This is a genomic window from Mangrovibacter sp. MFB070 (genome assembly GCF_000705335.1).
Lineage (GTDB): Bacteria > Pseudomonadota > Gammaproteobacteria > Enterobacterales > Enterobacteriaceae > Mangrovibacter > Mangrovibacter plantisponsor.
In genome coordinates this window covers 75581-100944 of the sequence record NZ_JJMI01000034.1, presented here as the reverse complement: position 1 = coordinate 100944, position 25364 = coordinate 75581, and the positions used below count along the sequence as shown (strand labels likewise).

Sequence of the window (25364 nt, the reverse complement as noted above, 5' to 3'; positions counted from 1 at the left end):
GAATTTGTTTGCGTCGCCCTGGAAGGCGCAAATAAAACCCCATTTAACCCATTATTCATCGGATTAAATGCCCTCCAGAATCAGATAATGGTGCCGATAACTCATTAACGCAGGGCTGTTTATCGTGAATTCACTCTATACCGCTGATGGTGTAATGGATAAACACTCGCTGTGGCAGCGATATGTACCTCTGGTGCGCCACGAAGCATTGCGCCTCCAGGTGCGATTGCCGGCGAGCGTTGAACTGGATGATTTGCTGCAGGCGGGCGGCATCGGGTTGTTGAGTGCGGTTGAACGCTATGACGCCCTGCAAGGAACGGCTTTTACCACTTACGCAGTGCAACGTATTCGTGGCGCTATGCTGGACGAACTGCGCAGCAGGGACTGGGTCCCACGCAGTGTTCGGCGCAACGCACGAGAAGTCGCGCAGGCGATTGGGCAACTGGAGCAGGAGTTAGGGCGCAACGCAACCGAAATTGAAGTTGCAGAACGCCTGGATATTTCGCTCGAAGAGTATCGTCAGATGCTGCTCGACACAAACAACAGCCAACTCTTTTCTTATGATGAGTGGCGTGAAGAGCATGGCGATAGCATCGAGCTGGTGACCGATGATCACCAGCAAGAGAACCCGCTGCAACAACTGTTGAACAGCGATTTACGGGAGCGTGTGGCTGAGGCCATTGAATCACTTCCGGAACGCGAACAGCTGGTGTTGACGCTGTATTACCAGGAAGAGCTCAACCTCAAAGAGATTGGTGCGGTACTGGAAGTCGGCGAATCACGGGTAAGTCAGTTGCACAGTCAGGCGATTAAACGATTACGCACCAAGCTGGGTAAGTTATAGATTCTGACACACCGTCATGATCCTGGTAGAGCCGCCCCACAGACCTTTAATACCAGGGAGTTATCATGACGGTGCACCAGCCCAAAAGACGGCCGCTAAGCCGCTATCTTAAAGATTTCAAACACTCGCAGACCCACTGTGCTCACTGTGGCAAGTTGCTGGACAGGATAACACTGGTCAGGCGTGATGAAATCGTCAACAAAACCGCCATCGCTCAACTGGATACGTTGATTGATGAAGCGACATGGCAAATTATCAAGCAGGACTGGATTGCATTGTGCCGCTTTTGCAGTGATCTGCATTGCAATGAACATAATGACTGGTTCGATATCATTGGCTTCAAGCAGTATCTTTTTGAACAAACTGATATGAGCCACGGCACCATTCGCGAGTATGTTGTGCGCCTGCGCCGCCTGGCAACGCATTTGGCTGAGCAGGGTGTTGCGAAAGAGCTGGCCTGCGACCTCACGCCGGATGAAGCCCTTGAGCAGTGGTTACCGGCAACCAGCCCGAACAATTACCGCATCGCTTTGCGTAAGTATGCGCAGTATTTACGGCAAAAAAACCAACTGCCGGATAACCCGGCTGAAAACAAATCGACTTCCGCTATATATTAAAAAGGCATAAGTTGTAGCAGAGCGTGTTTGATTTATCTGAATCAGGCACTAAACTGCATCACAATTTACACATTGGGAAGAGATTAATAATGAAATTAGCAACCTTTGGCCGACAGGCTTTGATGGGAATGATGGCAGTTGCGCTGGTGGCCGGTATGAGTGTGAAAACTTTTGCCGCTGAAAACCTGCTCAACACCATTAAAGAGCGCGGCACCCTGCGTGTCGGGCTGGAAGGCACTTATCCTCCATTCAGTTTCCAGGATGCAGATGGCAAGCTTGCCGGTTTCGAAGTGGATTTTGCAAAAGCGCTGGCGCAGCACCTTGGCGTAAAAGCAGACCTGAAACCGACCAAATGGGATGGCATGCTGGCATCACTGGATGCAAAACGTATTGATGTGGTCATTAACCAGGTTACGATTTCGCCAGAGCGTGAGAAAAAATATGACTTCTCCACTCCTTATACCGTTTCTGGTATTCAGGCACTGGTGAAAAAAGAGAATGCTGGCGAAATTAAAACTGCCGCAGATCTCAAAGGCAAAAAAGTGGGCGTGGGCCTGGGCACTAACTACGAACAGTGGTTACGTGAAAATGTACCGGGTGTTGATATCCGTACCTATGATGATGATCCGACCAAATACCAGGATCTGCGTGTAGGGCGTATTGATGCCATTCTGGTTGACCGCCTGGCAGCACTGGATCTGGTGAAGAAAACTCACGATACTCTGGCCGTGACCGGGCAGCCGTTCTCCCGCCAGGAGTCTGGCGTGGCGTTGCGTAAAGGCAATGAAGATTTGCTCAAAGCAATTAACAGCGCGATTGCCGATATGCAAAAAGACGGCAGCTTGCCGGCGCTGTCAGAAAAATGGTTTGGTGCAGACGTTACGAAGTAATACCATGTTTGCCTGAATTAACCCTGAAAGGTGCCTCTGGCACCTTTTTTTATCGTTTCTGGCTGTGAAACTGTTGGTCAGCTTATCCCTGTAGCATAATCAATAGCATGATTCTTTTACCGGTAACCCGGAGGCACTATGTCCATGCAAAATATGTCCCTGCAAAATCTTACACGTTTTCCTCGCCTTGAACTGATTGGTGCGCCAACTGCACTGGAATACCTGCCACGTTTATCTGACCATCTGGGCCGGGAAATTTTTATCAAACGTGATGACACCACGCCGCTGGCGATGGGGGGTAATAAATTGCGTAAACTGGAGTTTCTGGCAGCAGAAGCTCTGCGCGAAGGTGCCGACACATTAGTGACTGCCGGGGCCATTCAGTCCAACCATGTTCGCCAGACTGCTGCCGTTGCCGCAAAACTGGGGTTGCACTGTGTTGCGTTGCTGGAAAACCCTATTGGTACTCAGGCTGAAAACTACCTGACAAACGGCAACCGGCTGTTGCTGGATCTCTTTAATGTGCAGGTGGAAATGTGTGCCGCTTTGGATGCGCCCGACGCACAACTGGCGGAAATCGCTGAACGCCTGGAAGCTCAGGGATTTCGCCCTTATGTTGTACCCGTTGGCGGTTCTAATGCATTGGGCGCTCTGGGTTATGTTGAAAGCGCTCTGGAGATCGCCGGGCAGTGTGATGAAGCCGCACGCATTTCTTCAGTGGTGGTTGCCTCTGGGAGTGCCGGCACTCATGCTGGCCTGGCTGTTGGGCTTGAACTGGCAATGCCGGGTACAGAGCTGATTGGTGTGACGGTTTCGCGCACCGTGGAACAACAGAAGCCTAAAGTCGTTAAACTGCAACAAGAAGTGGCCGCGTTGCTGGACGCCCGGGTCAGTGATGATATTTTACTGTGGGATGACTATTTTGCGCCGCAATATGGCATGCCAAACCAGGCAGGCAATGATGCAGTGAAGCTGGTGGCTGAGCTGGAAGGGATTTTGCTTGACCCGGTGTATACCGGCAAGGCAATGGCCGGGTTGATTGACGGCATCAGCCAGAAACGCTTTAAAGATGACGGCCCGGTACTGTTTATTCACACCGGTGGTGCGCCTGCGCTATTTGCCTATCATCCTCATGTATAACGTTTTTCAGGGTAAACAATAATAATGCAAGAAAGTCTGCAGTTAATACTGGAATCCCTGCCTTATTTACTTAAAGGCGCGGTATTTACACTTCAGCTCAGTATCGGTGGCATGTTCTTTGGCCTGGTTCTGGGGTTTGTTCTGGCACTGATGAGAATGTCGCCAGTATGGCCTGTGTCCTGGCTTGCCCGGGCTTATATTTCCATTTTCCGTGGTACTCCGCTGATTGCACAGCTATTTATGATTTATTACGGCCTCCCTCAGTTTGGCATTGAGCTGGACCCTGTGCCTTCCGCGATGATTGGCCTGTCGCTCAACACGGCAGCCTATGCCGCAGAAACATTGCGCGCTGCTATTGGTTCCATTGATAAAGGGCAGTGGGAAGCTGCGGCCAGTATTGGGATGTCGCGCTGGCAAACCATGCGCCGTGCAATTTTACCCCAGGCGGCAAGGGTTGCTTTGCCTCCTTTGAGTAACAGCTTTATCAGCCTGGTAAAAGATACCTCTCTTGCAGCCACCATTCAGGTACCAGAGCTGTTCCGCCAAGCGCAACTGATTACTTCACGCACTCTGGAAGTATTCACTATGTACCTGGCCGCATCTGTTATTTACTGGGTTATGGCTACGGTACTGTCTTCGCTGCAGAACTATTTTGAAAACCAGTTAAACCGCCAGGAGCGAGACCCTAAATGAGCGCCATTGAAGTGAAAAAACTGGTCAAAACCTTTCATGGTCAGACTGTGTTACATGGTATCGATTTTGATGTCCGCCCCGGGGAAGTCGTGGCTATTATCGGGCCAAGTGGTTCCGGGAAAACGACCTTGTTGCGTAGTATCAACTTACTGGAAACACCAGACAGCGGCACAATCAAAGTCGGCGATATTCTGATTGATGCACAGACCGGCATCAGCCGCCAGCGGGCTAAAATACGCCAGTTGCGCCAGCATGTTGGGTTTGTTTTCCAGAACTTTAATTTGTTTCCTCACCGTACTGTTCTTGAGAACATTATCGAAGGGCCGGTTATTGTAAAAGGGGAGTCCCGGGAGTCATCAATTGCTGTTGCCCGTGAGCTGCTGGCAAAAGTCGGGTTGACGGGTAAAGAAAACCAGTACCCTAAACGCCTGAGTGGTGGGCAGCAGCAACGGGTAGCAATAGCCCGGGCTCTGGCCATGCAACCCGAGGTGATTCTGTTTGATGAACCGACATCGGCGCTGGACCCGGAGTTAGTAGGGGAAGTATTAACGACTATCCGTGCGCTGGCTGAAGAAAAATGCACCATGGTGATTGTTACCCACGAGATGTCTTTTGCCCGGGATGTCGCAGACAGAGCGATATTTATGGATCAGGGAAACATCGTTGAACAGGGGCCTGCGCACCAGTTGTTTTCCAGTCCGGAACACCCCAGAACCCGTCAGTTTCTTGAGAAGTTTTTAGTCAATTAATCTGTTCTGCCGGCGTACTGGTTGGTGCGCCGGCGTTATCTGCAGTACCGCTTCTGTATCGTTTCCATTGCCGGTTTCCTTCTTATACCGGGCTCCCTGCCAACGGGGTTATTCCCACTAGTTATTCTGAAACTATCGCCACCCATAATGCAAATACCCTGCAGCGCGTAGTGATTATTAAGCAATGGTAAGATAATTCTTAAGTAATTTTATACTATCGATATGGGTAATTATTAGCGTGATGGGTATAAACGCTGTCAATACAAGCGAGTAGCACAATCATCCAATAATCAATAAGATTTTTCCTGAGAAAATTGCCTTTTACACTAACGTTTTCCTATTTGTATGGTATTTTATCCATGTCGGTCCAGGTGCCAGATTAGGAGATGTAGAAAAATAATGGGAAATACCAACTTCTTTAGTTGGCGATGCGAAGTGAAGTCTCGGTTTAATTCAGTACAACAAACTCAGGAACTGTGGGACTTGTTAACTGAAGAGACTCAATTGATTGGTTATGATTGTTTCGCTTTGTGTATTCGCTATCCGGTTCCTTTTACCAGACCTAAGTTAACTGTTTATTCAACTTACAGTCAGGAATGGCAGAATGAATATATTTCGAATAACTACTTTGAAATAGACCCGGTGTTACGGCCGGAAAACTATAATCTTGGCTATCTGCCGTGGAATGAGTCACTGTTCAGGGATGTCCCTGATTTTTGGGCTTCTGCGCAGGCGCACGGTCTGAGATTTGGTGTCACACAATGCCTTATAGCACCGAGCAGGGCTATTGGGTTCTTGTCTGTATCAACGGAATGTAAGCGTAAACAGGCTTTAAGCGATGATGAAACATCGTTACATCTTCAGTTACTGACTGAATTGAGCATGGTTACCCTTAATCGTCTTGATGAACAGGCAGTGCAGTCTGTTGAGTATAAGCTCAGCAAAAGAGAACGGGAAATTTTACTTTGGACAGCAGAAGGTAAAACCTCGGCGGAAATCGCCATGATTTTATCTATCTCTGAGAATACGGTGAATTTCCATCAAAAGAATATGCAAAAGAAGTTTAATGCGCCGAATAAAACTCAAATAGCCTGTTATGCCGCGGCTACAGGGCTTATCTGAAAGGCAAGGTTGTTCTGCGTGCAGACGGAAGTAAAAAGGCCGGTGAGATATCTGAATATCCACCGGCCTTTTCTGTTATTGCAAATGATTACTGGCGGTAAGCCTGTTTAATTTGCTTAACTGTGTTGGTAAATACGGCTGCCTGAGCCGGATCTTCCATTTCTGCAATCTGTTTTTCCATTTTAATAATCACCCGACCAGCATCGGCCTGGCCCAGAGCTTTCAGCATTTGGGTGACCATCGCTTTCAGACAGGTGATTTCCAGGGCAATTTCCTGGAGATTTTCATTAGTGGATAAATCAGGCTGACTCATTGGATACCTCATTAAAATGATACAATGTATCAATCACAATGTGTGACGAAAGGGGCGCATTATAGCATAGCTTATGCGAGTTATATTCCCTCTGTCAGGAAAACTGTATTGCAACGTGTTTAATACAATAAACGATAATCGTTTTCTTTCATTTTGACGAATAAATGAACGCAGAGGCGAATGCCAACCAGCGAAACATTTACCGGGATGCAGGAAATAAAGAGCAGGGTAAAGCCTGACAGAGCAAATCTGTGTCCGGTGTTACAGACTTACATAATTGTGTTGGTTTTCACCACTATGTTGCATTTTTATCTTTAGCCTCATGATAAAATTTCACAATTGGCGTAAAAAACTGATGTTGTCTCTTTTAGCAATTTCAAGTTGCTGTAAAACCCGGTACTATGAAACAGTAAATGATGTATATACCCGGAATAAATCGAGTTGCTGAGAACCAGCGCCTGTGTGCTGGTGGCACTGACCCGCAGCAACTGGAAATGTGAAGGGCATGAAGCGTTATCCCTTTTCTGGAGATACTCCCTTGATCAACGTGTTTCTTGTTGATGACCATGAACTGGTGCGCGCAGGGATACGACGCATTCTGGAAGATGTCAAAGGCATTCGTATTGCAGGTGAGTCAGCCTGTGGTGAAGATGCTGTGAAGTTCTGCCGCGCAAATCCGGTGGACGTTGTCCTGATGGACATGAACATGCCGGGCATTGGTGGTCTTGAAGCCACCCGCAAAATTGTGCGCGCCACGCCTGAAGTTAAAGTCATCATGTTAACGATCCATACTGAGAATCCACTTCCTGCAAAAGTAATGCAGGCAGGGGCTTCCGGCTATTTGAGCAAAGGTGCCGCGCCGCAAGAAGTGGTGAACGCCATTCGTTTGGTGCACTCAGGGCAGCGCTATATCGCTTCAGATATTGCACAGCAAATGGCGCTGAGCCAGATAGAGCCAGAGAAAACAGAATCACCTTTTGCCTCTTTATCTGAGCGCGAATTGCAAATCATATTAATGATAACGCGCGGCCAAAAGGTGAATGAAATTTCAGAACAACTCAACCTCAGCCCGAAAACAGTGAACAGCTACCGTTACAGGATGTTCAGTAAGCTTAATATTAGTGGCGATGTCGAGTTGACCCATCTGGCGATTCGTCATGGCCTTTGTAACACGGAGCCTTTGGCAAGTCAGTGAGTGAACATTTCGACGCAAAAGCCTTTTTAAAGACCGTGACCAGCAAGCCTGGTGTCTACAGGATGTATGATGACCAGGCTACTGTCATTTATGTCGGGAAAGCGAAAGACCTGAAAAAACGGTTATCCAGCTATTTCCGTACTAAGGTCTCCAGCCGCAAAACCGAAGCGCTGGTCGCTCAAATAGCCCAAATCGACGTCACCGTCACCCATACAGAAACCGAAGCTCTTCTTCTTGAACACAACTACATTAAGCTTTATCAGCCACGTTACAACGTACTGTTGCGTGATGATAAATCCTATCCTTTTATCTTTCTGAGCGGCGATCACCACCCAAGGCTTGCGATGCACCGTGGTGCAAAGCATGCTAAAGGCGAGTATTTCGGACCTTTCCCGAATGGTTATGCTGTTCGCGAGACTCTGGCGTTACTGCAAAAAGTATTCCCTGTGCGCCAGTGCGAAAATAATGTTTATCGCAACCGTTCGCGGCCTTGCCTGCAATACCAAATTGGCCGCTGCCTGGGGCCTTGTGTTAAAGGCATTGTCAGCGATGAAGATTACGCTCAGCAAGTTGAGTATGTGCGTTTGTTCCTGTCTGGCAAAGACGACCAGGTTATCCGGATGCTGGTGGCGCGTATGGAGGCTGCCAGCCAGTCACTTGAATTTGAAGAAGCAGCACGGTTAAGAGACCAGATTCAGGCTGTACGCCGGGTAACTGAAAGGCAATTTGTTTCTAATACTGGCGATGATTTAGATGTAATTGGCGTGGCATTCGATGCTGGTATGGCCTGTGTCCATGTACTATTTATTCGCCAGGGCAAGGTACTGGGAAGCCGTAGTTATTTCCCGAAAGTGCCAGGTGGCACAGAACTTAGCGAAGTGGTGGAAACTTTCGTTGGGCAGTTTTATCTACAGGGAAGCCAGTCGCGCACTTTGCCTGGCGAGATACTGCTGGATTTCAATCTGGCCGAACCCGGTTTACTGAGCGATTCACTGTCTGAGCTCGCCGGGCGAAAAATACATGTACAAACGCGCCCACGCGGTGACAGGGCCCGTTATTTGAAACTTGCCCGTACCAATGCCGCGACAGCCCTGGTTACTAAGTTGTCGCAGCAGTCAACCATTCACCAGCGCCTTACTGCACTGGCTGAGGTTCTTAAGCTTCCTAAGATCAGGCGGATGGAATGTTTTGATATCAGCCACACAATGGGTGAACAAACTGTCGCATCCTGTGTGGTTTTTGATACGAATGGACCACTACGGGCTGATTACCGGCGCTACAATATTACCGGTATAACGCCAGGCGATGACTATGCCGCTATGAACCAGGTACTGCGGCGGCGCTATGGTAAGGCGATTGATGACAGCAAAATTCCCGATGTAATTTTTATTGATGGCGGGAAAGGGCAGCTGCGCCAGGCTAAAACGGTGTTTGCTGAACTGGATGTCCCATGGGATAAAACGCACCCATTACTGTTGGGCGTGGCAAAGGGAAGTGATCGTAAAGCGGGCCTGGAAACTTTGTTTTTCGAACCCGAAGGGGAAGGTTTTTCGTTGCCACCGGATTCACCGGCATTGCATGTGATACAGCACATTCGTGATGAGTCACACGATCACGCCATTAGTGGGCATCGTAAAAAAAGGGCGAAAGTAAAAAGTACCAGCAGCCTTGAATCTATTGAAGGGATCGGCCCTAAACGGCGGCAAATGCTGCTCAAATTTATGGGTGGGTTACAGCCTTTGCGTAATGCGTCAGCAGAGGAGATCGCAAAAGTGCCAGGAATTTCAGACGCACTGGCAGAAAAGATTTTCTATGCATTGAAACATTAGGGCCTCTGTAGCAACATAGAGCAAATTCTCACTTACGACAAACAGTTAGCGACGCTATGCGATTTAATATACCAACACTATTGACGCTGTTTCGTGTCATCCTGATCCCGTTCTTTGTTCTGGCGTTCTATTTGCCGTTCCAATGGGCGCCATTTTTGTGTGCATTTATTTTCTGTCTGGCAGCTGTGACCGACTGGTTCGACGGTTTTCTTGCCCGTCGCTGGAACCAAAGCACACGTTTTGGCGCGTTTCTTGACCCTGTCGCCGATAAAGTGATGGTGGCGACAGCACTGGTGCTGGTGGCCGAATATTACCACTGTTGGTGGGTGACACTGCCTGCGGCGACGATGATAGCCAGGGAAATTATTATTTCTGCCCTGCGTGAGTGGATGGCCGAAATTGGCAAACGCAGTAGTGTTGCTGTTTCATGGGTGGGTAAGGTCAAAACTACCGCGCAAATGCTGGCACTGATTGGCATGCTCTGGCGGCCAAATGTCTGGATCGAATACACCGGTATTGGGTTGCTGTTCATTGCCACCATTCTGACTTTCTGGTCAATGTTCCAGTATTTGGACGCAGCACGCGGCGATTTGCTCGAACCGTGATCTATTCGGCGCAAAATTCAGCAAACGATCAGGGAATGAGAAAATTTCGTTGACTCAGTGCGTCAGGTAAGTAGAATGCAACGCATCGAACGGCGGCACGGTTCGCCGGTTAGTAAGAAAATCAAGTGATTAACTTATTTCGATATGCGGGAATAGCTCAGTTGGTAGAGCACGACCTTGCCAAGGTCGGGGTCGCGAGTTCGAGTCTCGTTTCCCGCTCCAGTTATCGGTAATGGCGAAAGCGGTTATCAGCTGTAAAGGCAAAAATTCGGCGCGTTAGCAAAGCGGTTATGTAGCGGATTGCAAATCCGTCTAGTCCGGTTCGACTCCGGAACGCGCCTCCAATTTCCCTGCCCGGATGGTGGAATCGGTAGACACAAGGGATTTAAAATCCCTCGGCGTTCGCGCTGTGCGGGTTCAAGTCCCGCTCCGGGTACCATGGGGAAATCAAGAATAAAATCAATGAAAAGCAGTGTCGTTAAAACCGCCCAGGCAGGCGGTTTTTTTATGCCTGAAATTCTGTTCGGTATATTACAGCCTGGTATCGGAAGGGGTGTTATATAAGAAAAAGACCTGATGCCAGGCATCAGGTCTTGCGATCATCGGGTTAATAGCCCCGCACAGAACTCTGGTTATTCGCCTTCATATGCCTGGCGGTACAGTTCAATCACCTGTTCTTTGGTGGCTTTACGCGGGTTAGTCAACTGGCAAACATCTTTCTTCGCGTTCTCTGCCATAATGGCGAAATCTTCTGGTTTAACACCCAGGCTCTTAAGTGAATCCGGGATACCAACTTGCTTGCTCAGACGGCGAATTGCTGTGATGGCTTTTGCCGCCGCTTCATCTGTAGAAAGGCCTTCCACGCATTCCCCCATCGCTTCAGCGATATCACGGAACCGGTTCAGGTTACTGATCAAATTGAACGACTCAACATAAGGCAGCAGGATAGCGTTACATACACCGTGTGGCAGGTTATAAAAACCACCCAGTTGGTGAGCCATTGCATGCACGTATCCCAGAGAGGCATTATTGAAAGCGATACCCGCCAAGTATTGAGCATAGGCCATATTGTCTCTGGCCTTCATATATTCGCCATTGGCGACAGCTTTAGGCAGGTACTGCGTGATCATGGTGATGGCTTTCAGTGCGGCTGCATCTGTTAGCGGATTTGCCATGGTAGAAACATAAGCTTCAATAGCGTGGGTCAGGGCATCCATCCCGGTTGCAGCCGTGAGTGAAGGAGGCATGCCAACCATCAGTACCGGGTCATTAATGGAAATTTGCGGGGTAACACGCCAGTCAACAATCGCCATTTTCACTTTACGTTGTGTATCAGTAATAATACAAAAACGTGTGATTTCAGAAGCAGTACCTGCCGTCGTATTAATGGCCATTAATGGGATCATGTCGTTTTTGGATTTATCAACCCCTTCGTAATCACGAATATTGCCACCATTTGCAGCAAGCAAGCCAATACCTTTGGCGCAGTCGTGAGAAGAACCGCCACCAAGGGAAACAATGGCGTTACACCCATGTTCGCGATAACAGATAATGCCTTCTTCCACATTTTTATCTGTCGGGTTGGGTTCTGCACCGCCAAAAATATGTACATCGATCCCTGATTCCTGGTAGATGGCTGCTACTTTATCTGCCATCCCACTCTTTGCTAAAAAAGCATCAGTAACAATAAGGATCTTTTTAACATTTAGCGTTTTTGCCAGAATTCCGGCTTCCTGAACACTGTCTTCACCAAATACATTACGGGTGGGCAGAAAATAATATGTCGACATTGATCTTCCCCTGTTCATTATTGAGAGTAATTACGTGGTGCACAGACAGCGGTACCTTCCATTGTTAACAAAAATCACAGGCTGGGATGCTGCTACAAAAATGAGTCGCGGCTCTTGCTGCACTGCAACAATAGCCATACAGCTCACTGTTTTAAATGAGAATTTTTGCCTTATAGCAGCAACGCTGGCTGAACATGCCCACGCAATGTAAAGGGATTACACTAGGATAACCGTGAACATCCTCACAAAAATAATGGTTATTTTAACAATATGGAGCATTGTTATTTACATAATTTGCACGTCGCCCATGGCGAAAATGACGTAACATAGTGTAATTGCGCAATAAAACGTACAGGAATGTACAGAACAGGCTGAAAGGGTAACTATGAAACCGGATATAACATTTTATCGGCGCTTTGCTGCTGATATATTAAGCGATAAGAAAACAATTACTATTCGCAATCAGGCTGAATCACATTTTAACCCAGGCGAGAAATTACGCGTGGGTTATGAAGACAATAATGATATTTTTTGCACTATCGAAGTCATTTCAGTTGTGTCTGTCGCACCCGGTGATTTAACAAATGACCATGCGCGGCAGGAAAATATGTCTTTGGCAGAATTGCAGGCTGTTATCAGCCAGATATATCCGGGAGAGCAGCAATTGTATGTGATTTCCTTTCGCCGTATTGATGAATGCTAACCTTTAATGAGGGGTTACTATGCTGTCAGGTCTGTACGCATTTCCATTAACACCGCTTGATGAACAACAACTTCATTTAGGGGCTTTTACGCAGATAATTGGGCGGCTCGCTGCCGCGAAAATTGATGGCATTTGTGTGGCGGGCTCGACGGGAAGCTATGCCTACCTTAACCGCGAAGAGCGGGCACTATTAGCGAAGTTAGCTGTTGAAGCCGCACAAGGTATCCCGGTGATGGTGGGAATTGGCGCCAATCGCCAGCGTGATGTTTTACAACACCTTGACGACGCGCAGCAGGCTGGGGCTGCGTCTGTTTTACTGGCGCCACTTTCCTACCAGCCTTTATCCGATAGCGAAGTATTCGGGTTGTATCAAGCAGTAAGCCAGGCGTCATCTGTGCCTGTTTGTGTCTATATTAACCCTCGAACCACACATTTTGATTTTAGTGATGCGCTGCTCACCCATATTGCCAGTTTGCCCAATATTGCTTCCGTTAAATTTCCGGGTGTGGCGGCAGAGCAACGTGAAGCCGCACGGTTGGCACAATACTGGCGTAGTCAGTTACCTGAACAAGTCTCACTGGGAATTAGTGGCGATGCTTATGCGTGGGCTGCGATAGCCGGCGGGTTTGATATTTGGTATTCCGTGCTTGCCGGGTTATATCCTGAGATGTGCAAGGCATTGCTTCGCAGTGCGCAGTCAGAAAGTGGCGAAATAAATAAACAGCTGGAACCAGTATGGCAGTTGTTCCGCCAGCACGGTAGTTTGAGAGTGGTCGCCGCTATGGCACTTCTTGCCGGGCTAACCCCTTGCGATGGCCTTCCCAGGCCGCTTCAACCTGTGGCAGAAAATGCACTGGCTGAAATCAGGGCAGTGATGGAAAGGCTTCAGTGGTAAAGTAACTGATGTCACTCCGTTTACCAGGGTACTTTGGTGCCCTGAATAATTTCAGTCTGGGGTACATTAAGTAACGGTTAAAATGATACCATCTGTGATTACTTGCAGATTAAATATTATGTCATTACTGGTTTCCTGCTAAATAAATCAGTGCTTATAGTGGCACGTAAAATATTAGTGCCGCTTAAAATACCCCTTATTGATTATAGAGTATTACCTATATTATTTTTTATGTTCAACTTCATGTTTTTTAAGGTTAAATTTCTTTAATTAGATTAATTTAACCGTAAGGTGAAAATATTTTGTTGAACTTGAATGGGTGCAACCTGTATAAAGAATTCGACTTAAGGAAGAACCTATTCAAGATCTCTGCTCGTAATTGGCTGGCAGTTTCGATGTCGAACTGCCAGTTTTTTTTATTTAAAATTCCCACCAAATATCTTCTTTCGTTTTGTATAACTCCGAAGTGATTTTTCTCATCGACATGCTTTATTCAATTGTTCATTCATTGTTCTGGCTCAACACTGTAGCCGGTGATATTACGTAAGCTTTCTCTTTTAACTGAGGTGTATTAGATGGAATCTGTTCACGGGCATGAAGTGTTGAAGATGATGCTGGAAGCGGAAACCCCATGGACTGCGGCAACGCTTGCAGCAGCAATTAAAGAGAAATTTGGTGAGCAGGCACGTTATCACACCTGTTCAGCCAGTGGCCTTGACGCCGAAGCCCTGGTGGCTTTTCTGGCGCAGAAAGGGAAGTTTATTGATGAAGGGCAGGGGTTTACTACAAGCCCGGATAAAATTTGCCAGCATTAAGCATGCCATTAACGCAAAAAAAGTGATGGGCACATTTCCTGGAAAACTACGATGCCTGTAAGTTTAAGCTTACCGGCATCGTGTTGTGTTATAAATCAGGCCTGGGTATCCAGTGTGGCCAGTTCTTTATCTACGAAATACAGCCCTTCACCACTGTTGCCAACAAGGCGCAGTTTATCAATAACAGATTTGAATAACTTCTCTTCTTCGTGCTGCTCGGCAACATACCATTGCAGGAAGTTGAATGTCGGATAATCCTGCGTGGTCATTGCCACATGCACCAGTTCATTAATTTTGCTGCTAATTAATTGTTCATGCTCATAAGTGGCAGTAAACAGCGTATCCAGAGAGGCATAGTCTGCGGTAAGGGCCGGAATAGCGGCGAGCTTAGGTAAATTGCCGGTATCGGTCAGATAGTCAAACAGGCGCTGCATATGGCTCATTTCTTCCTGTGCGTGACGGCGCAGAAAAGCCGCGGCCCCTTCAAAACTGTGGTAGCTGCACCAGGCGCTCATTTGCTGGTAGAGCAAGGAAGAATAAAGTTCCAGATTCATTTGGTCATTCAGGTGGCTAACCATCTCTTCTTTTAACATGTTTTGATCTCCTGCGTACCTGGTAATATGTTTTCAGCAAACTAATATAATTAGTTAAATAGTTGTATGCAATTGTAATTACGGTATTTAATCTTATTCTGTGGGACTGATAATTACTCATAAAATGAAAAGAGAATAAGATGCATTTATTACCCGGCAGCTCAGGGGGAAAAGCGTATTTTTTTCGCCAGATAACGGCATGCGCAGTCTGGCATAAAGTTAAATAAAATGTGATAAATCTGCGGTGATGATTTGTGTAAACTCAGGGAATATCAGTGAGCAGGAGGCCTCATGAGTGAGACCAGGCGCGTATTGGTCATTGAAGATGACCCACATATTGCCCGTTTGTTACAACTACATCTGCGCAACGCAGGCTATGAAACAACGCTCGCAACTGAAGGCGCGCGTGGCGTGCAGTTACTTAACCGCGGCGGGTGGGATGCGCTGATTCTCGATCTGATGCTGCCTGAGGTGGATGGCCTTGAGATTTGCCGCCAGGCCAGGACTCAGGCTCGTTATATGCCCATTATCATCGTCAGTGCCCGCACAGGCGAAACTGAACGCATTCAGGGTCTGAACCTGGGGGCAGATGATTATGTGACCAAGCCGTTTTCGGCACCAGAATTGTTAGCCCGCCTTAATGCGCTGTTTCGTCGCCAGCAAGCCATGAGCGATACGCTCAAACGCGATGCCGGGGTGTTGCATTTCGCGGGCTTGTCCGTTGACCCTCTCAGCCGGCATGCAATCTTGAATGAACAGGTACTGGATCTCACGCCCCGGGAATTCGATTTGCTCTATTTCTTTGCCCGCCACCCAGGGGAAATTTTTTCCCGGCTGGATTTATTGATCCAGGTGTGGGGTTACCAGCATGAAGGTTACGAACACACGGTGAATACGCACATTAACCGCCTGCGTATTAAATTAGAAATTGACCCGTCACAGCCACAGCTCATTGTGACTGTATGGGGGCAGGGATATAAGTTTCTGCCGCCAGGCAGTGAGGGCTGAGAGTGACACGGCTATTTGGCACGTTACCGCGCAGGCTGGCTGCGCTATTTCTTTTGTTGCTGGTGTCTGGCGGCGCATTGCTGGCGGGTATTCAGGTTTCTCTGACGCGTAATTATGGTAATGCGGTTGTCCAGCAACTGTCTGCTGGCCTGGCTCAGCACCTGGTTCGCCAGTACCCGCGCCTTGCGGATGAAGGTATGGCAGGGGAGCAAACCCGGGCGCTGTTTAATAACCTGATGGCGGTTAACCCGAATGTGGAATTATACCTGATTGACCCTCAGGGGATGATCATTAACGATGCCGCACCTCCCGGGCATCTTAAACGCCAGAAAGTGTCTGTTGAGCCGGTAACCGCTTTTTTGCATGGCGACCCGTTCCCGGTTTATGGCGATGATCCCCGCAAGCTACACGGGCAAAAGGTATTCAGTGCAGCACCGTTTATTTCCCAGGGTAAAGTTCGCGGGTATGTCTATGTGATCCTGCAAGGGGAACATTACAGCGCGCTGCATGCCATGGCCTGGCAGCATAATATTGGTGTCATGGTTGCCGCGTCCCTGGTGTTACTGCTTATTATGTTGCTGATTCTTGGGGGCGCGACTTTTCATTGGGTGGCCAGGCCAGTCAGGGCACTGGAGCGCCGGGTCAGGCAAATTAGCCTGGCGCAACCACGCGTTACTGTTGAGGCAGTGCCTGATACGCGCAGTATGACCCAGGAACTGGTAAGCCTGTCGCAAGGGGTCACCCTTATGGAAGCAAAAATTGCCAGCCAGTGGGCTGAACTTGCCCAGGAAACCCAGGAGCGTCGGGCATTTTTGGCAACGGTCTCTCATGATCTACGCACACCGCTAACCGCCATCCATGGTTATATCGAATCCATTCTGTTGTTGAGTGACAATCTTTCGGATGAAGAAAAACGCCAGTATCTGGAAATCGCGCTGTCCGAAAGCCGCAAGGTGAGCCAAATGGCGCAGTCGTTGTTTGAGCTGGCCCGCCTGGAATACGGCGTGATAACACCTGATAAAACACTGTTCTCTCTGGAAGACCTGGTACAGGATGTAATGCAAAAAATGACGCTGGCAGCGCAAACACGTAACCAGCGTTTGCAGGTTGAGCCACTGGCCGGGTTGCCGGTGGTCAGTGCAGATATGGGCATGATTGAACGCGTGCTGACGAACCTGCTGGATAATGCGATTCGCCATACACCTGAGGGGAGCACCATTGCTGTTCGCGCCTGGCCGGCGTCAGAAAATATGATTCTGGAGGTCGCCGACAACGGGCCCGGCATACCGCCAGAGAAGCGCAGCCAGTTGTTTACCCGCCCGGCATTGCTGAAAGGTGAAAGCTTGTCCCGGGGCGGGTTGGGGTTAATGGTGGTTCACCAAATCCTGCAGTTACATGGTAGCCGGATTGAGTTGATATCCTGCCCGGGGGCCTGTTTCCGCTTTACGCTTCCCCTGGCTACTCAGAGCCAGTCGGCAGGTTAACTGCGCCAGAAGGTACGTGAAAACAAGATAAGAACCGGGTAGATTTCCAGGCGGCCAAGCAGCATCGCCGCACACATTAAATATTTGGCGCTTTCCGACAGCCCGCCGAACCCGCTGGCTGTTGCCCCAAAACCCAGCCCCATGTTGTTGATACAGGCCGCGACGGTTGCAAATGAAGTGAGCAGATCGTAGCCCATTAAATTCAGCAACCAAATAAACAGACCAGTACAGGCTGCGTAGAGAAAAAAGAAACTCCCCACTGAGCGAACAACCCGGTCGCTCATCACTGTTTTCCCCACTTTAATACTGATTAGCGCACGCGGGTGGGCGAGCTGGTGTACTTCGTGGCGGCTCTGGCGGAGTAAAATCAGCAGGCGCATCATTTTTAACCCGCCACAGGTTGAGCCAACACATCCGCCAAAAAAGCTGGCACTGAGCAGTAACACGATTGTGTGCGTGGGCCAGTGGGCATAGTCCCCGGTAGCCAGACCGTTATCTGTGAGCATGGAACTGGTAAGGAAAAAGGCATGCACCAGCGATTCGCCAGGTGAGTACATCCCGGCGCGCCACACTTCGAGGGCCACGATGGCAACCAGAATAGCGGCGACAATAAAGTAAAAACGCAGTTCAGGGTTGCGGCGAAAAGGCTGAATGCTGCGGCGTATTATGGCCACAAAATAGAGTGTGAAATTAATCCCTGACAGCAGTGAGAACACACCCGCCACCAGTTCGACAGGCTGGCTGTTAAAAAAACCAATACTTTCTGTTCGGGTGGAAAAACCGCCCAGCGAGACCGTGGACAACCCGTGGCACAGAGCGTCAAACCACGGCATCCCGGCAAACATATATGCAACGGTGCAGGCCAGCCCGAGCAGTAAATAGGTAAACCACAAGTTACGTGATGTATCCGCCAGCCGCGGTGTCAGCCTTTCTTCTTTAAATGGCCCGGGCATTTCCGACTGGTAAAGTTTCATGCCCCCAATCCCCAGTAACGGAAGTACGGCGACAGCGAGTACGATAACGCCTAAACCGCCAACGAAATTTAACTGAGCGCGGTAGTACAGTATGGATCGGGGTAACAGGCTGACATTATTGAATATTGAAGCACCGGTGGTGGTTATTCCGGAAACACCTTCGAACAGTGCATCGGCAAGGCTGATATGCAGACTGTCGTTAAGCCATAAAGGCATGGCGCTGATAACTGAAAACAGTAACCAGAACAGAACGATAATGATGAAACCGTCCTGTGTTTTAAGTTGTACATTTTCCTGGCGCGTGGTAACCCAACAAAAACCACCCAGCGCAGAAAAACAGACAAAGGTGGTTAAAAAAGCGAACAGGCTGCGGTCTTTATCAATCAGGGCCAGCAGCATGGGAGGGATCATGGAAAGACTATAAAGGAGGACTAAAAACCCACATAAATGAACGACAATTTTAGTGCGTGATGAGATTTGCATAGCTGCGTCATGCCATAAAACAGCGCGTCATTCGGAAAGTAAAGCCAATAACGCTGACAATAAAGAGTGTGAAATATAACACAAATCTGCTCCTCAACATGCTATCACGGCGCGTCTGGTCACCAAATCAACAATCTGTATCAGGCGCTGTCTTGTCTTTTATGTGGTAATAGCGCCAGCGCCTGTTCCGGGGGCAGTGGTTTGCTGAAGTAATAACCCTGCATAAAATGGACGCCAAATTTAGCCAATTGTGCAGCCTGTTCCGGCGTTTCCACACCTTCAGCAACGACCTGGAAATGGAGCCCGTGGGCAATGGTCATTACCGCAGCGATTATCGACTGCCCTTTATCAAAAATATTGGCCACAAAGGCACGGTCGATTTTCACGTAATCAATATTGAGGTTCTGTATCACGGACAGGCTTGAATAGCCTGTGCCAAAATCATCAATAGAAATTTTAACACCCAGCAAGCGTAGCCGACTTATGGTTTCTTTCACACCTTGTTGCTCCTGGTGAAAAAAAGTTTCTGTCACTTCCAGGTGTAACCGACCGGGTGCTATCTGATGTTCGCTCAGCGCCTGAGCCACATTGGCGACAAACTGTGGGTCCTGCATCTGGATAACCGAAACATTGACCGACAGACTGGCGGTGGTGTGAGGCATCTCTGTCAGTATTTGGCAGGCTTGCTCCAGCACCCAATAACCAACAGGCACAATCAGCCCGCTTTGTTCCGCCAGTGGAATGAATTCCGCAGGAGAAATGTTTTCGCCGTTATGATTCCAGCGCAGCAAAACTTCAAAGCCAGCAATACGCTGGCTGTTTGCCGTCACGATAGGTTGCAATGCCAGGCTGAGCGCGCCAGCGGCCAGTGCAGAGCGCAGGGCTTCAAGTAACGTGGTACGGCGTAACAGGCTCTGCTCCAGTGCCTTGTTGTAGAACGCAATACGTTCATGGACCTGGTCTTGCTGTGCATACATTGCAATATCGGCCAGTTGAATAAGTTTACTCATGCTGTCGCCATGCTCAGGGCAGATGGCGATACCAATCGTTGAACGAGGGGTAATCTGCTCTTCGTCAATGCGGTAAGGCATACCAAGCCTCACCAGCATGGCATCGGCCACCCAGTATAATTCACCCGGGTCGGTCAGCGCGGTGGCAAAGATAAACTCGTTGCCGCCCCAGCGGCAAAACCAGGTGTTGTCATCAGAGAATTCACGCAGGCGCCCACTGAACTTGCGCAGGAGTGCATCACCGTATGTGTGCCCCAACGTGTCGTTGATCTGTTTAAAGCTATCCAGTTCAATAAAAAAGACGCTGTAGCCATTAATTTGTTGCTGGTGGAACCGCTCAGTTAGCTGGTTTGCCTGTTCCAGAAAAGTTGAACGGTTATACAAGCCAGTCAGTGGGTCCATTCGTGAAAGTTTGTATAAATCCTGAGTGCGCTGGCGTACCAGGTCTTCCATATGTTCCAGCATGGTCAGGTTTTTGTACTTGAGAAAAATTGCGTTGCGAATATAACGGGACACCGTGAGGGCTGAAAACACCATTGCCAGTGTGAAGAAGATACCAAGAATACCTAAATGAACCCTGTAACTGTCTGAAAGCATCAACAGTATAAGTGAGCAGGGGAGTAACATAATGCAGGAATACAACGTTGCCAGTAGGGGATGGCCGGAAAGAATGCAGGTCGCTCCCGCCGCCATGGCGGACAAAATAATCACCACACAGGTGAATTCTTCCGGGCTGAAACTGGGGTAAAAAAACAGGCTGTAAGCAGACCAGACGGCTGCCGTGATTAATGCGCCAATACTGAAGCGCCGGTGGTAGCGGCCTTTGCCCTGCTGTTCACTGGGAAGGTGGCGCCAGATAAAAATATCAACACAGCGTAAACCCAGGATAACCAGCATAACGGTAAGCCAGGTGATTTTCCCGGCCCGGGTTTCTGGTGTAAGAAAGCTGAGCGCAAGGGTTATGGCGGCCAGCCCGCTAATCGCAAGCCCATTAAAGGCATTGCCATAAAGTAGCTTATTCCCTTCGCGTAAGTAGAGTTTCTGGCGTTCGTTATCTTCATTCATGTCGTCATCCGGGCCGTAATACGGCTTGTAACATAATGATATTTTTAATGTCATCAGACCTGAAAAACGACTAACCTGGACAGGGTTAAGTATAGATGCCGTGCGCAATATTCGTCTGAAGGGCGCACAATAAAGAATAAAAAAATGGCTTTAGCATTGCTGCCATCTCTGCGGGTAAACGCAGACGCACGGGTGCTCTTTGTAAAATGTGGCTAACCTGCGTAATAGTGTCGCTTAGCCACAGGAGATTGCCCGTTACCGGGCATTCTCTGCTTAATAGCCTGCTGTATTACTCTGAATCAGTTGCCCCTGGCATAACCAGGAGGTGGTCACTTGCTCGTTCAGGCACTCAGATGCGCTGGTTGTGGTACAGGTAGTAATTGGATCACCAAATGACAGTGCTGTGGCGTAACCCCAGGCCTGGCAAGCCCGGTTTGCATTATTCTGCGCCATGTACTGGTCTACATGAGCATTTTGCAGAGGCGGCAGGTCGTAGGCCAGGCGGACAACACCACTATTTCGGTCACCACCGACAAATTCAGGTGTCTTCGTTATGGTACAACCCGCTACCAACACACATAAAACCGCTAAAATTATTGTTCTCATGCCCAGTGCCTGTGACAAATAAATCAGATTGTAGGTGACTGGTGACCAGGGCAATCGGCTGAATAAAGGGGAAAAGGGCGCTGCCAGTGCGTTATTACTCAATATGTGAAGTCTGTGCCAGCATACCACCAGGTTGCGACTTGCCAGATAAGCATGATGCCGCGGCTGTGAACCCTAAGTGACCAGGGCTGGCAATCCGGCTTTCTGCTCTGTGTTCATGATGTGCTTTACCGGCAATAAGAAAGTAAATTGTGAACCAGACTGTAATTTTTAAAACAAGTTTTCATTAAATTTGAAAGTATGTTCATAGGATAGTATTGTTAGCGCATCAAGTCGCAAATCTGGTGGGTAAACCACGCTACGATTCAGGAGAGAATAGAATGAAAGTTGCACTGATGATGGAAAACAGTCAGGCAAGTAAGAATGCCGTTGTCCTTAAAGAGCTGAATGCGGTTGCTGATGAAAAAGGCCTGTCAGTTTTCAACGTGGGTATGAGCGATGAGCAGGACCACCACCTGACTTATATCCACTTAGGCATTATGGCAAGCCTGCTGTTGAATTCAAAAGCTGTTGATTTCGTTGTGACGGGGTGTGGCACAGGCCAGGGCGCTTTGATGTCACTGAACATCCACCCGGGTGTAGTGTGTGGTTACTGTATTGACCCGGCAGATGCTTTCCTGTTTGCCCAGATCAACAATGGCAACGCGCTTTCTTTACCTTTTGCTAAAGGCTTTGGTTGGGGCGCAGAACTGAACGTACGCTTTATCTTTGAAAAAGCGTTCACTGGACGTAAAGGGGAGGGTTACCCGCCAGAGCGTAAAGAGCCACAAGTGCGCAACGCTGGTATTCTGAACCAGGTAAAAGGTGCTCTGGTTAAGGATTACCTGGAAGGTTTACGTGCGGTTGACCGCGAGCTGGTTAAAACAGCTGTTTCTGGCGAGCGTTTCCAGAAATGCTTCTTTGAACATTGCCAGGATAAAGAGATTGAAGCATTTGTTCGCGAGCTCCTTGGCTAACTAACAACGCTTAGAATTTCGAAGGCCAGCTTATGCTGGCTTTTTTTATGCGCCAGAATAGGTAGCAGGCACACATACAAGAACATCTGGCAGGTAAGGCTTTTCCCCGGTGGCCCAAACGTTAAGCGCGAAGTTCGACCGGCGTCAACAGCGGTCAATAGAGTGCCCTAAGGGTATTCCCCGAAAAGATGTAACTTCCTCGTCTATGGCCAGACGGATAGTTGAGTGACCGACACAACATCTTCACAGATCCTGGCCTGTCTCATCACCCGTGTGACGTAATTGCTACCACATCAACGCGATTAACATGCGCTCATACCTTATCGCCTTTCCCCAGTGCTCCACGTGGTAACAACTGTATTGTTTCCCTGTGCCAGTGCGGGGGACTCATACGTGGCAAGCAAAAAGCTGCAGAGGAGAGGGTTACAATACGTTGCTTATTAACAAAATTTTAAATTTACCAGGATTATTTTGCGATGCAGCTCACAAAACAGTTGATTTTTGTGATGGTGGTCATATTATATACCCAAGTTGAGCAACACCTGCATAACATACATGAGGTTTGACCATGAAACTGCGTCGCATTCTGAAAAGCATGTTTGAAAACTACTGCAAAACATTCAAAGACGTCCCGCCGGGCGCAATGTTTTGATAAAAAAAACCTGCTCCATAACGAAGCAGGTTTTTTTATGTCCGGCGTACAGCGTGCGGTACTAATGGCGTGTTGAAGCAGCCGGTGCAGCAACGACTGCAGAATCCGTTGTATCCGCCTTGTCTTTACTGAACAATTTACTGTTACCCCAGCAATTTTCATAAGGGTGACCAACAAGCTCTTCAATTACACGGCGGGCTTCCGGGCTGATATCTTCAAGTTTCCCACCGGCTTTCACGCGGCTTACTTCTTCCAGAACTACCAGATGTGTGCGGCGGTTAAGTTTCATTTGGCTACTGAATATTACGGCTGCCAGAGCCAGAATAATCACACCAACGCAGAAGACAACTGCAATGGCAGTTACTGCACTGTCTGGTTGAGTGTGAGCTTTAGACTGAAAACCGTAGTAGCTCAGAATCGCGCCCATCACAAAAACAATTGCCGAACGCAGTATTTTCCCGGCAAATGTCATCGCGCCAGCATAGATCCCTTCACGGCGACGGCCGGTAAATACTTCATCGACATCAGCCAGGAAGGTATACACCGTCCAGGGGATGTAATACACACCACCAGTGCCCAGGCCAAACAGAACGGTAATAGCAAACATCAGAATAGTGGCACTGTGTACCGGTAAGTGGAAAAACCACAGTGCGGTATAAAACAGCACAGCCACCATAACCACGCTCAGCGCCATAATATACGGGCGGCTGAAACCATACTTAACACATACACCAATAAACAGCGCGGTGGAGAAGAGTTGCAGAATTGAGTTGAGGCTATTCAGCCCGGCAACCATTGCTGGATCATGTTGTAATACGAAAATCACAAAGTAAGTAAATATCGATGCAAACAACCATTCTGCACCAAATCCACATAAGTACATGCCGAGGTGTTTACGGAAAACCCGTAAATGGAATGTTGAGGACATATCTTTTGCCAGTGACAGTAATGTACCGGTCACTGTCCGTGGTGCATTATCGTTGTTGTCCTGTTCCGCCGGGTTACTTTTTTCCCAGGTGCTGGTGTAAAGGCAACCAATCGCGACAAACAGAATGACCCCGTAAGTCAGGCCAGTCAGGAAGAACGGCTGAGCAGAGTCTTTACCAAAGATAAGAATGTACTGGCCGGGAATAAAGGCAGCGAGGAAATTTGCCAGCTTCCCGAAAATTGCTTTGTATCCGGTCAGTTTAGAACGCAGTGTGAAATTGTCTGTCATCTCTGTTGCCAGAGTTTCGTAAGGGACCATCACAGACGTATAGATAAGCTCGAAGGTGACATAAGTTACCAGGTAGTACCAAAAACCAAAACCTTCAACCCAAAGTAAAGGGTAAAACATCATCAATGGTGCGCCGAGCATTAAGAAAAAGCGGCGGCGTCCAAAGCGTTTACCCAGTTTCGTCCGGGCGAAATTATCGGTCAAATAACCCATTAGTGGGTTGCTGATGGCATCAATAATACTGGCAACAGAGAAGATAAAAGCAGCCTCAATCAGTGTCAGGCCGCAAAAAGTTGTGTAGAAATAGAGCAGCCATGCCCCACTAATTGCCAGCGCGCCACTACCGAGTAAGTTTCCCCCACCGTAGGCCAATTGATGCCGCAAACTGACCTGCCGCTGCCCCGTCATGTTCAGGGGAGACGTTTTACCAGAATTCATTTTGAACCTCTGTTTCATTTTTTTAGATATTACGGTTCTTATAATTTGAATTTGTGTATTGAAATGTGAAGGGTGTCACTAATAGTCATTTTTTACGTAAAGAAGTGATGAATATGAGACGTGTGCTGAGTTTTTTTATTTCAAAGATATAGTAGCGATACGTGTTTTTAGTTTTTAAGGGAATAAAAGATACCGATATTCCACACACTTTTTAGCGAACTGCTTCAAACAAATACCATCGGAAGCCAGCTTTTACATGGATTTCTCCCGCCGGGCTACCGTTCCGGGCTGTATCCCGGTACCATATGCGTTTTTGATGAGGAGAGAAAAATGTCCGGATCCTTTAGCAAGGAAGATGAGCTGGTCTCTGATGTGGTTGCATGCCAGTTAGTGATTAAACAAATACTGGATGTCATTGATGTTATCGCTCCGGTGGAAGTTCGCGAGAAAATGGCAACCCAACTCCGTTCTATTGACTTTGCCGGCCACCCTTCAGCTGATCCGGTTACGTTGCGTGCGGTACAAAAGGCCGTTGCATTGATTGAGCTGAAATTTACCCGCCAAAACGACGCTCACTAACGGCCTTTGGTACAGAGGGTTGGTGGGAAGTAACCAGGCC

Annotated in this window: 25 protein-coding genes and 3 tRNA genes; 21 read left to right on the top strand and 7 right to left on the bottom strand. The window is 48.3% G+C overall.

The annotated features are described in order from the left end of the window. Positions 1-124: 124 nt before the first annotated feature. The 7 genes from DT73_RS16785 to sdiA all read left to right on the top strand — a co-directional run bounded on the left by DT73_RS16785 (position 125) and on the right by sdiA (position 6055). A complete protein-coding gene (locus DT73_RS16785) occupies positions 125-844 on the top strand; it encodes an RNA polymerase sigma factor FliA (protein WP_036111910.1) in 720 nt (239 codons plus the stop codon). Positions 845-909: 65 nt separating this feature from the next. After that, positions 910-1461, top strand: coding sequence for a flagella biosynthesis regulatory protein FliZ (gene fliZ, locus DT73_RS16780; protein ID WP_036111907.1), 552 nt, complete (start codon positions 910-912; stop codon positions 1459-1461). An 89-nt stretch (positions 1462-1550) separates the two neighbouring features. After that, positions 1551-2351 carry a cystine ABC transporter substrate-binding protein gene (gene tcyJ, locus DT73_RS16775; RefSeq protein ID WP_036111904.1) on the top strand — a complete coding sequence of 267 codons (801 nt, stop codon included), beginning with the start codon at positions 1551-1553 and terminating at the stop codon, positions 2349-2351. A gap of 153 nt (positions 2352-2504) precedes the next feature. Further along, entirely contained in the window at positions 2505-3491 is a 987-nt protein-coding gene (gene dcyD / locus DT73_RS16770; RefSeq protein ID WP_036112014.1) for a D-cysteine desulfhydrase, read from the top strand. A 24-nt stretch (positions 3492-3515) separates the two neighbouring features. Further along, positions 3516-4184 (top strand): cystine ABC transporter permease, encoded by a 669-nt coding sequence (tcyL, locus tag DT73_RS16765; RefSeq protein ID WP_036111902.1) that lies wholly within the window; start codon positions 3516-3518, stop codon positions 4182-4184. Next, complete coding sequence (tcyN, locus tag DT73_RS16760; RefSeq protein WP_036111898.1) at positions 4181-4933, top strand: L-cystine ABC transporter ATP-binding protein TcyN; 753 nt, start codon at positions 4181-4183, stop codon at positions 4931-4933. Before tcyL ends, tcyN begins: the two co-directional genes overlap by 4 nt. A 399-nt stretch (positions 4934-5332) precedes the next feature. Continuing rightward, positions 5333-6055: a transcriptional regulator SdiA gene (gene sdiA, locus DT73_RS16755; protein ID WP_036111895.1), complete on the top strand. Its 723-nt coding sequence runs from the start codon at positions 5333-5335 to the stop codon at positions 6053-6055. Positions 6056-6143: 88 nt separating this feature from the next. Here the strand turns inward: sdiA and DT73_RS16750 are convergent, their stop codons facing one another. Continuing rightward, positions 6144-6368: a DUF2594 family protein gene (locus DT73_RS16750; protein ID WP_036111892.1), complete on the bottom strand. Its 225-nt coding sequence runs from the start codon at positions 6366-6368 to the stop codon at positions 6144-6146. A gap of 538 nt (positions 6369-6906) precedes the next feature. Here DT73_RS16750 and uvrY point away from each other — a divergent pair. The 6 genes from uvrY to DT73_RS16720 all read left to right on the top strand — a co-directional run bounded on the left by uvrY (position 6907) and on the right by DT73_RS16720 (position 10436). Then, a complete protein-coding gene (gene uvrY / locus DT73_RS16745; RefSeq protein WP_036111889.1) occupies positions 6907-7563 on the top strand; it encodes a UvrY/SirA/GacA family response regulator transcription factor in 657 nt (218 codons plus the stop codon). Further along, positions 7560-9392, top strand: a complete 1833-nt coding sequence (gene uvrC / locus DT73_RS16740; protein WP_036111886.1) for an excinuclease ABC subunit UvrC — start codon at positions 7560-7562, stop codon at positions 9390-9392. Before uvrY ends, uvrC begins: the two co-directional genes overlap by 4 nt. A 56-nt stretch (positions 9393-9448) precedes the next feature. Continuing rightward, positions 9449-9997 carry a CDP-diacylglycerol--glycerol-3-phosphate 3-phosphatidyltransferase gene (gene pgsA / locus DT73_RS16735; RefSeq protein ID WP_036111882.1) on the top strand — a complete coding sequence of 183 codons (549 nt, stop codon included), beginning with the start codon at positions 9449-9451 and terminating at the stop codon, positions 9995-9997. Positions 9998-10143: 146 nt separating this feature from the next. Then, positions 10144-10219: transfer RNA gene (locus DT73_RS16730), tRNA-Gly, on the top strand. Between the two features lie 48 nt (positions 10220-10267). Then, positions 10268-10341, top strand: a tRNA-Cys gene (locus DT73_RS16725). An 8-nt stretch (positions 10342-10349) separates the two neighbouring features. Continuing rightward, positions 10350-10436 (top strand) — tRNA-Leu (locus DT73_RS16720). Positions 10437-10629: 193 nt separating this feature from the next. Here DT73_RS16720 and DT73_RS16715 read toward each other — a convergent pair. Continuing rightward, positions 10630-11787, bottom strand: coding sequence for an iron-containing alcohol dehydrogenase (locus DT73_RS16715; protein WP_036111879.1), 1158 nt, complete (start codon positions 11785-11787; stop codon positions 10630-10632). Between the two features lie 385 nt (positions 11788-12172). On the opposite strand from DT73_RS16715, the gene yqfB reads away from it, so the two are divergent. The 3 genes from yqfB to DT73_RS16700 all read left to right on the top strand — a co-directional run bounded on the left by yqfB (position 12173) and on the right by DT73_RS16700 (position 14200). After that, entirely contained in the window at positions 12173-12490 is a 318-nt protein-coding gene (gene yqfB, locus DT73_RS16710) for a N(4)-acetylcytidine aminohydrolase (RefSeq protein WP_036111876.1), read from the top strand. A gap of 19 nt (positions 12491-12509) precedes the next feature. After that, on the top strand, positions 12510-13385 hold the full coding sequence (locus tag DT73_RS16705; RefSeq protein WP_036111873.1) for a dihydrodipicolinate synthase family protein: 876 nt from the start codon (positions 12510-12512) through the stop codon (positions 13383-13385). A gap of 575 nt (positions 13386-13960) precedes the next feature. Continuing rightward, entirely contained in the window at positions 13961-14200 is a 240-nt protein-coding gene (locus DT73_RS16700) for a YecH family metal-binding protein (RefSeq protein WP_036111870.1), read from the top strand. Between the two features lie 95 nt (positions 14201-14295). On the opposite strand, the gene ftnA is transcribed toward DT73_RS16700, so the two are convergent. Then, entirely contained in the window at positions 14296-14793 is a 498-nt protein-coding gene (ftnA, locus tag DT73_RS16695; protein ID WP_036111866.1) for a non-heme ferritin, read from the bottom strand. 291 nt (positions 14794-15084) lie between these two features. Between ftnA and DT73_RS16690 the strand changes: the two genes are divergently transcribed. Together DT73_RS16690 and DT73_RS16685 are read left to right on the top strand one after the other, a co-directional pair. Further along, complete coding sequence (locus tag DT73_RS16690; RefSeq protein WP_036111863.1) at positions 15085-15801, top strand: response regulator transcription factor; 717 nt, start codon at positions 15085-15087, stop codon at positions 15799-15801. A 2-nt stretch (positions 15802-15803) separates the two neighbouring features. Then, a complete protein-coding gene (locus DT73_RS16685) occupies positions 15804-17285 on the top strand; it encodes a sensor histidine kinase KdpD (protein WP_036111860.1) in 1482 nt (493 codons plus the stop codon). On the opposite strand, the gene DT73_RS16680 is transcribed toward DT73_RS16685, so the two are convergent. From DT73_RS16680 to yecR, 3 genes are all read right to left on the bottom strand, one after another. Beyond that, positions 17282-18742, bottom strand: coding sequence for a TrkH family potassium uptake protein (locus tag DT73_RS16680; RefSeq protein ID WP_036111857.1), 1461 nt, complete (start codon positions 18740-18742; stop codon positions 17282-17284). The genes DT73_RS16685 and DT73_RS16680 overlap by 4 nt on opposite strands. A 140-nt stretch (positions 18743-18882) precedes the next feature. Continuing rightward, on the bottom strand, positions 18883-20871 hold the full coding sequence (locus DT73_RS16675) for a bifunctional diguanylate cyclase/phosphodiesterase (RefSeq protein ID WP_072006985.1): 1989 nt from the start codon (positions 20869-20871) through the stop codon (positions 18883-18885). 219 nt (positions 20872-21090) lie between these two features. Then, positions 21091-21423: a YecR family lipoprotein gene (gene yecR / locus DT73_RS16670; protein ID WP_036111853.1), complete on the bottom strand. Its 333-nt coding sequence runs from the start codon at positions 21421-21423 to the stop codon at positions 21091-21093. A gap of 380 nt (positions 21424-21803) precedes the next feature. Here yecR and DT73_RS16665 point away from each other — a divergent pair, with 380 nt between their 5' ends. Further along, a complete protein-coding gene (locus DT73_RS16665) occupies positions 21804-22439 on the top strand; it encodes an RpiB/LacA/LacB family sugar-phosphate isomerase (protein ID WP_036111851.1) in 636 nt (211 codons plus the stop codon). Between the two features lie 568 nt (positions 22440-23007). Continuing rightward, the gene (gene azuC, locus DT73_RS26250) at positions 23008-23091 is read left to right on the top strand and encodes a stress response protein AzuC (RefSeq protein WP_110026387.1); all 84 of its coding nucleotides are present in this window, start codon (positions 23008-23010) and stop codon (positions 23089-23091) included. A gap of 61 nt (positions 23092-23152) precedes the next feature. Here the strand turns inward: azuC and DT73_RS16660 are convergent, their stop codons facing one another. Further along, positions 23153-24715, bottom strand: a complete 1563-nt coding sequence (locus DT73_RS16660; RefSeq protein ID WP_036112008.1) for an MFS transporter — start codon at positions 24713-24715, stop codon at positions 23153-23155. Positions 24716-25075: 360 nt separating this feature from the next. Between DT73_RS16660 and DT73_RS16655 the strand changes: the two genes are divergently transcribed. Next, on the top strand, positions 25076-25324 hold the full coding sequence (locus tag DT73_RS16655) for a DUF2766 family protein (RefSeq protein ID WP_036111849.1): 249 nt from the start codon (positions 25076-25078) through the stop codon (positions 25322-25324). The last annotated feature ends 40 nt before the right edge of the window (positions 25325-25364 follow it).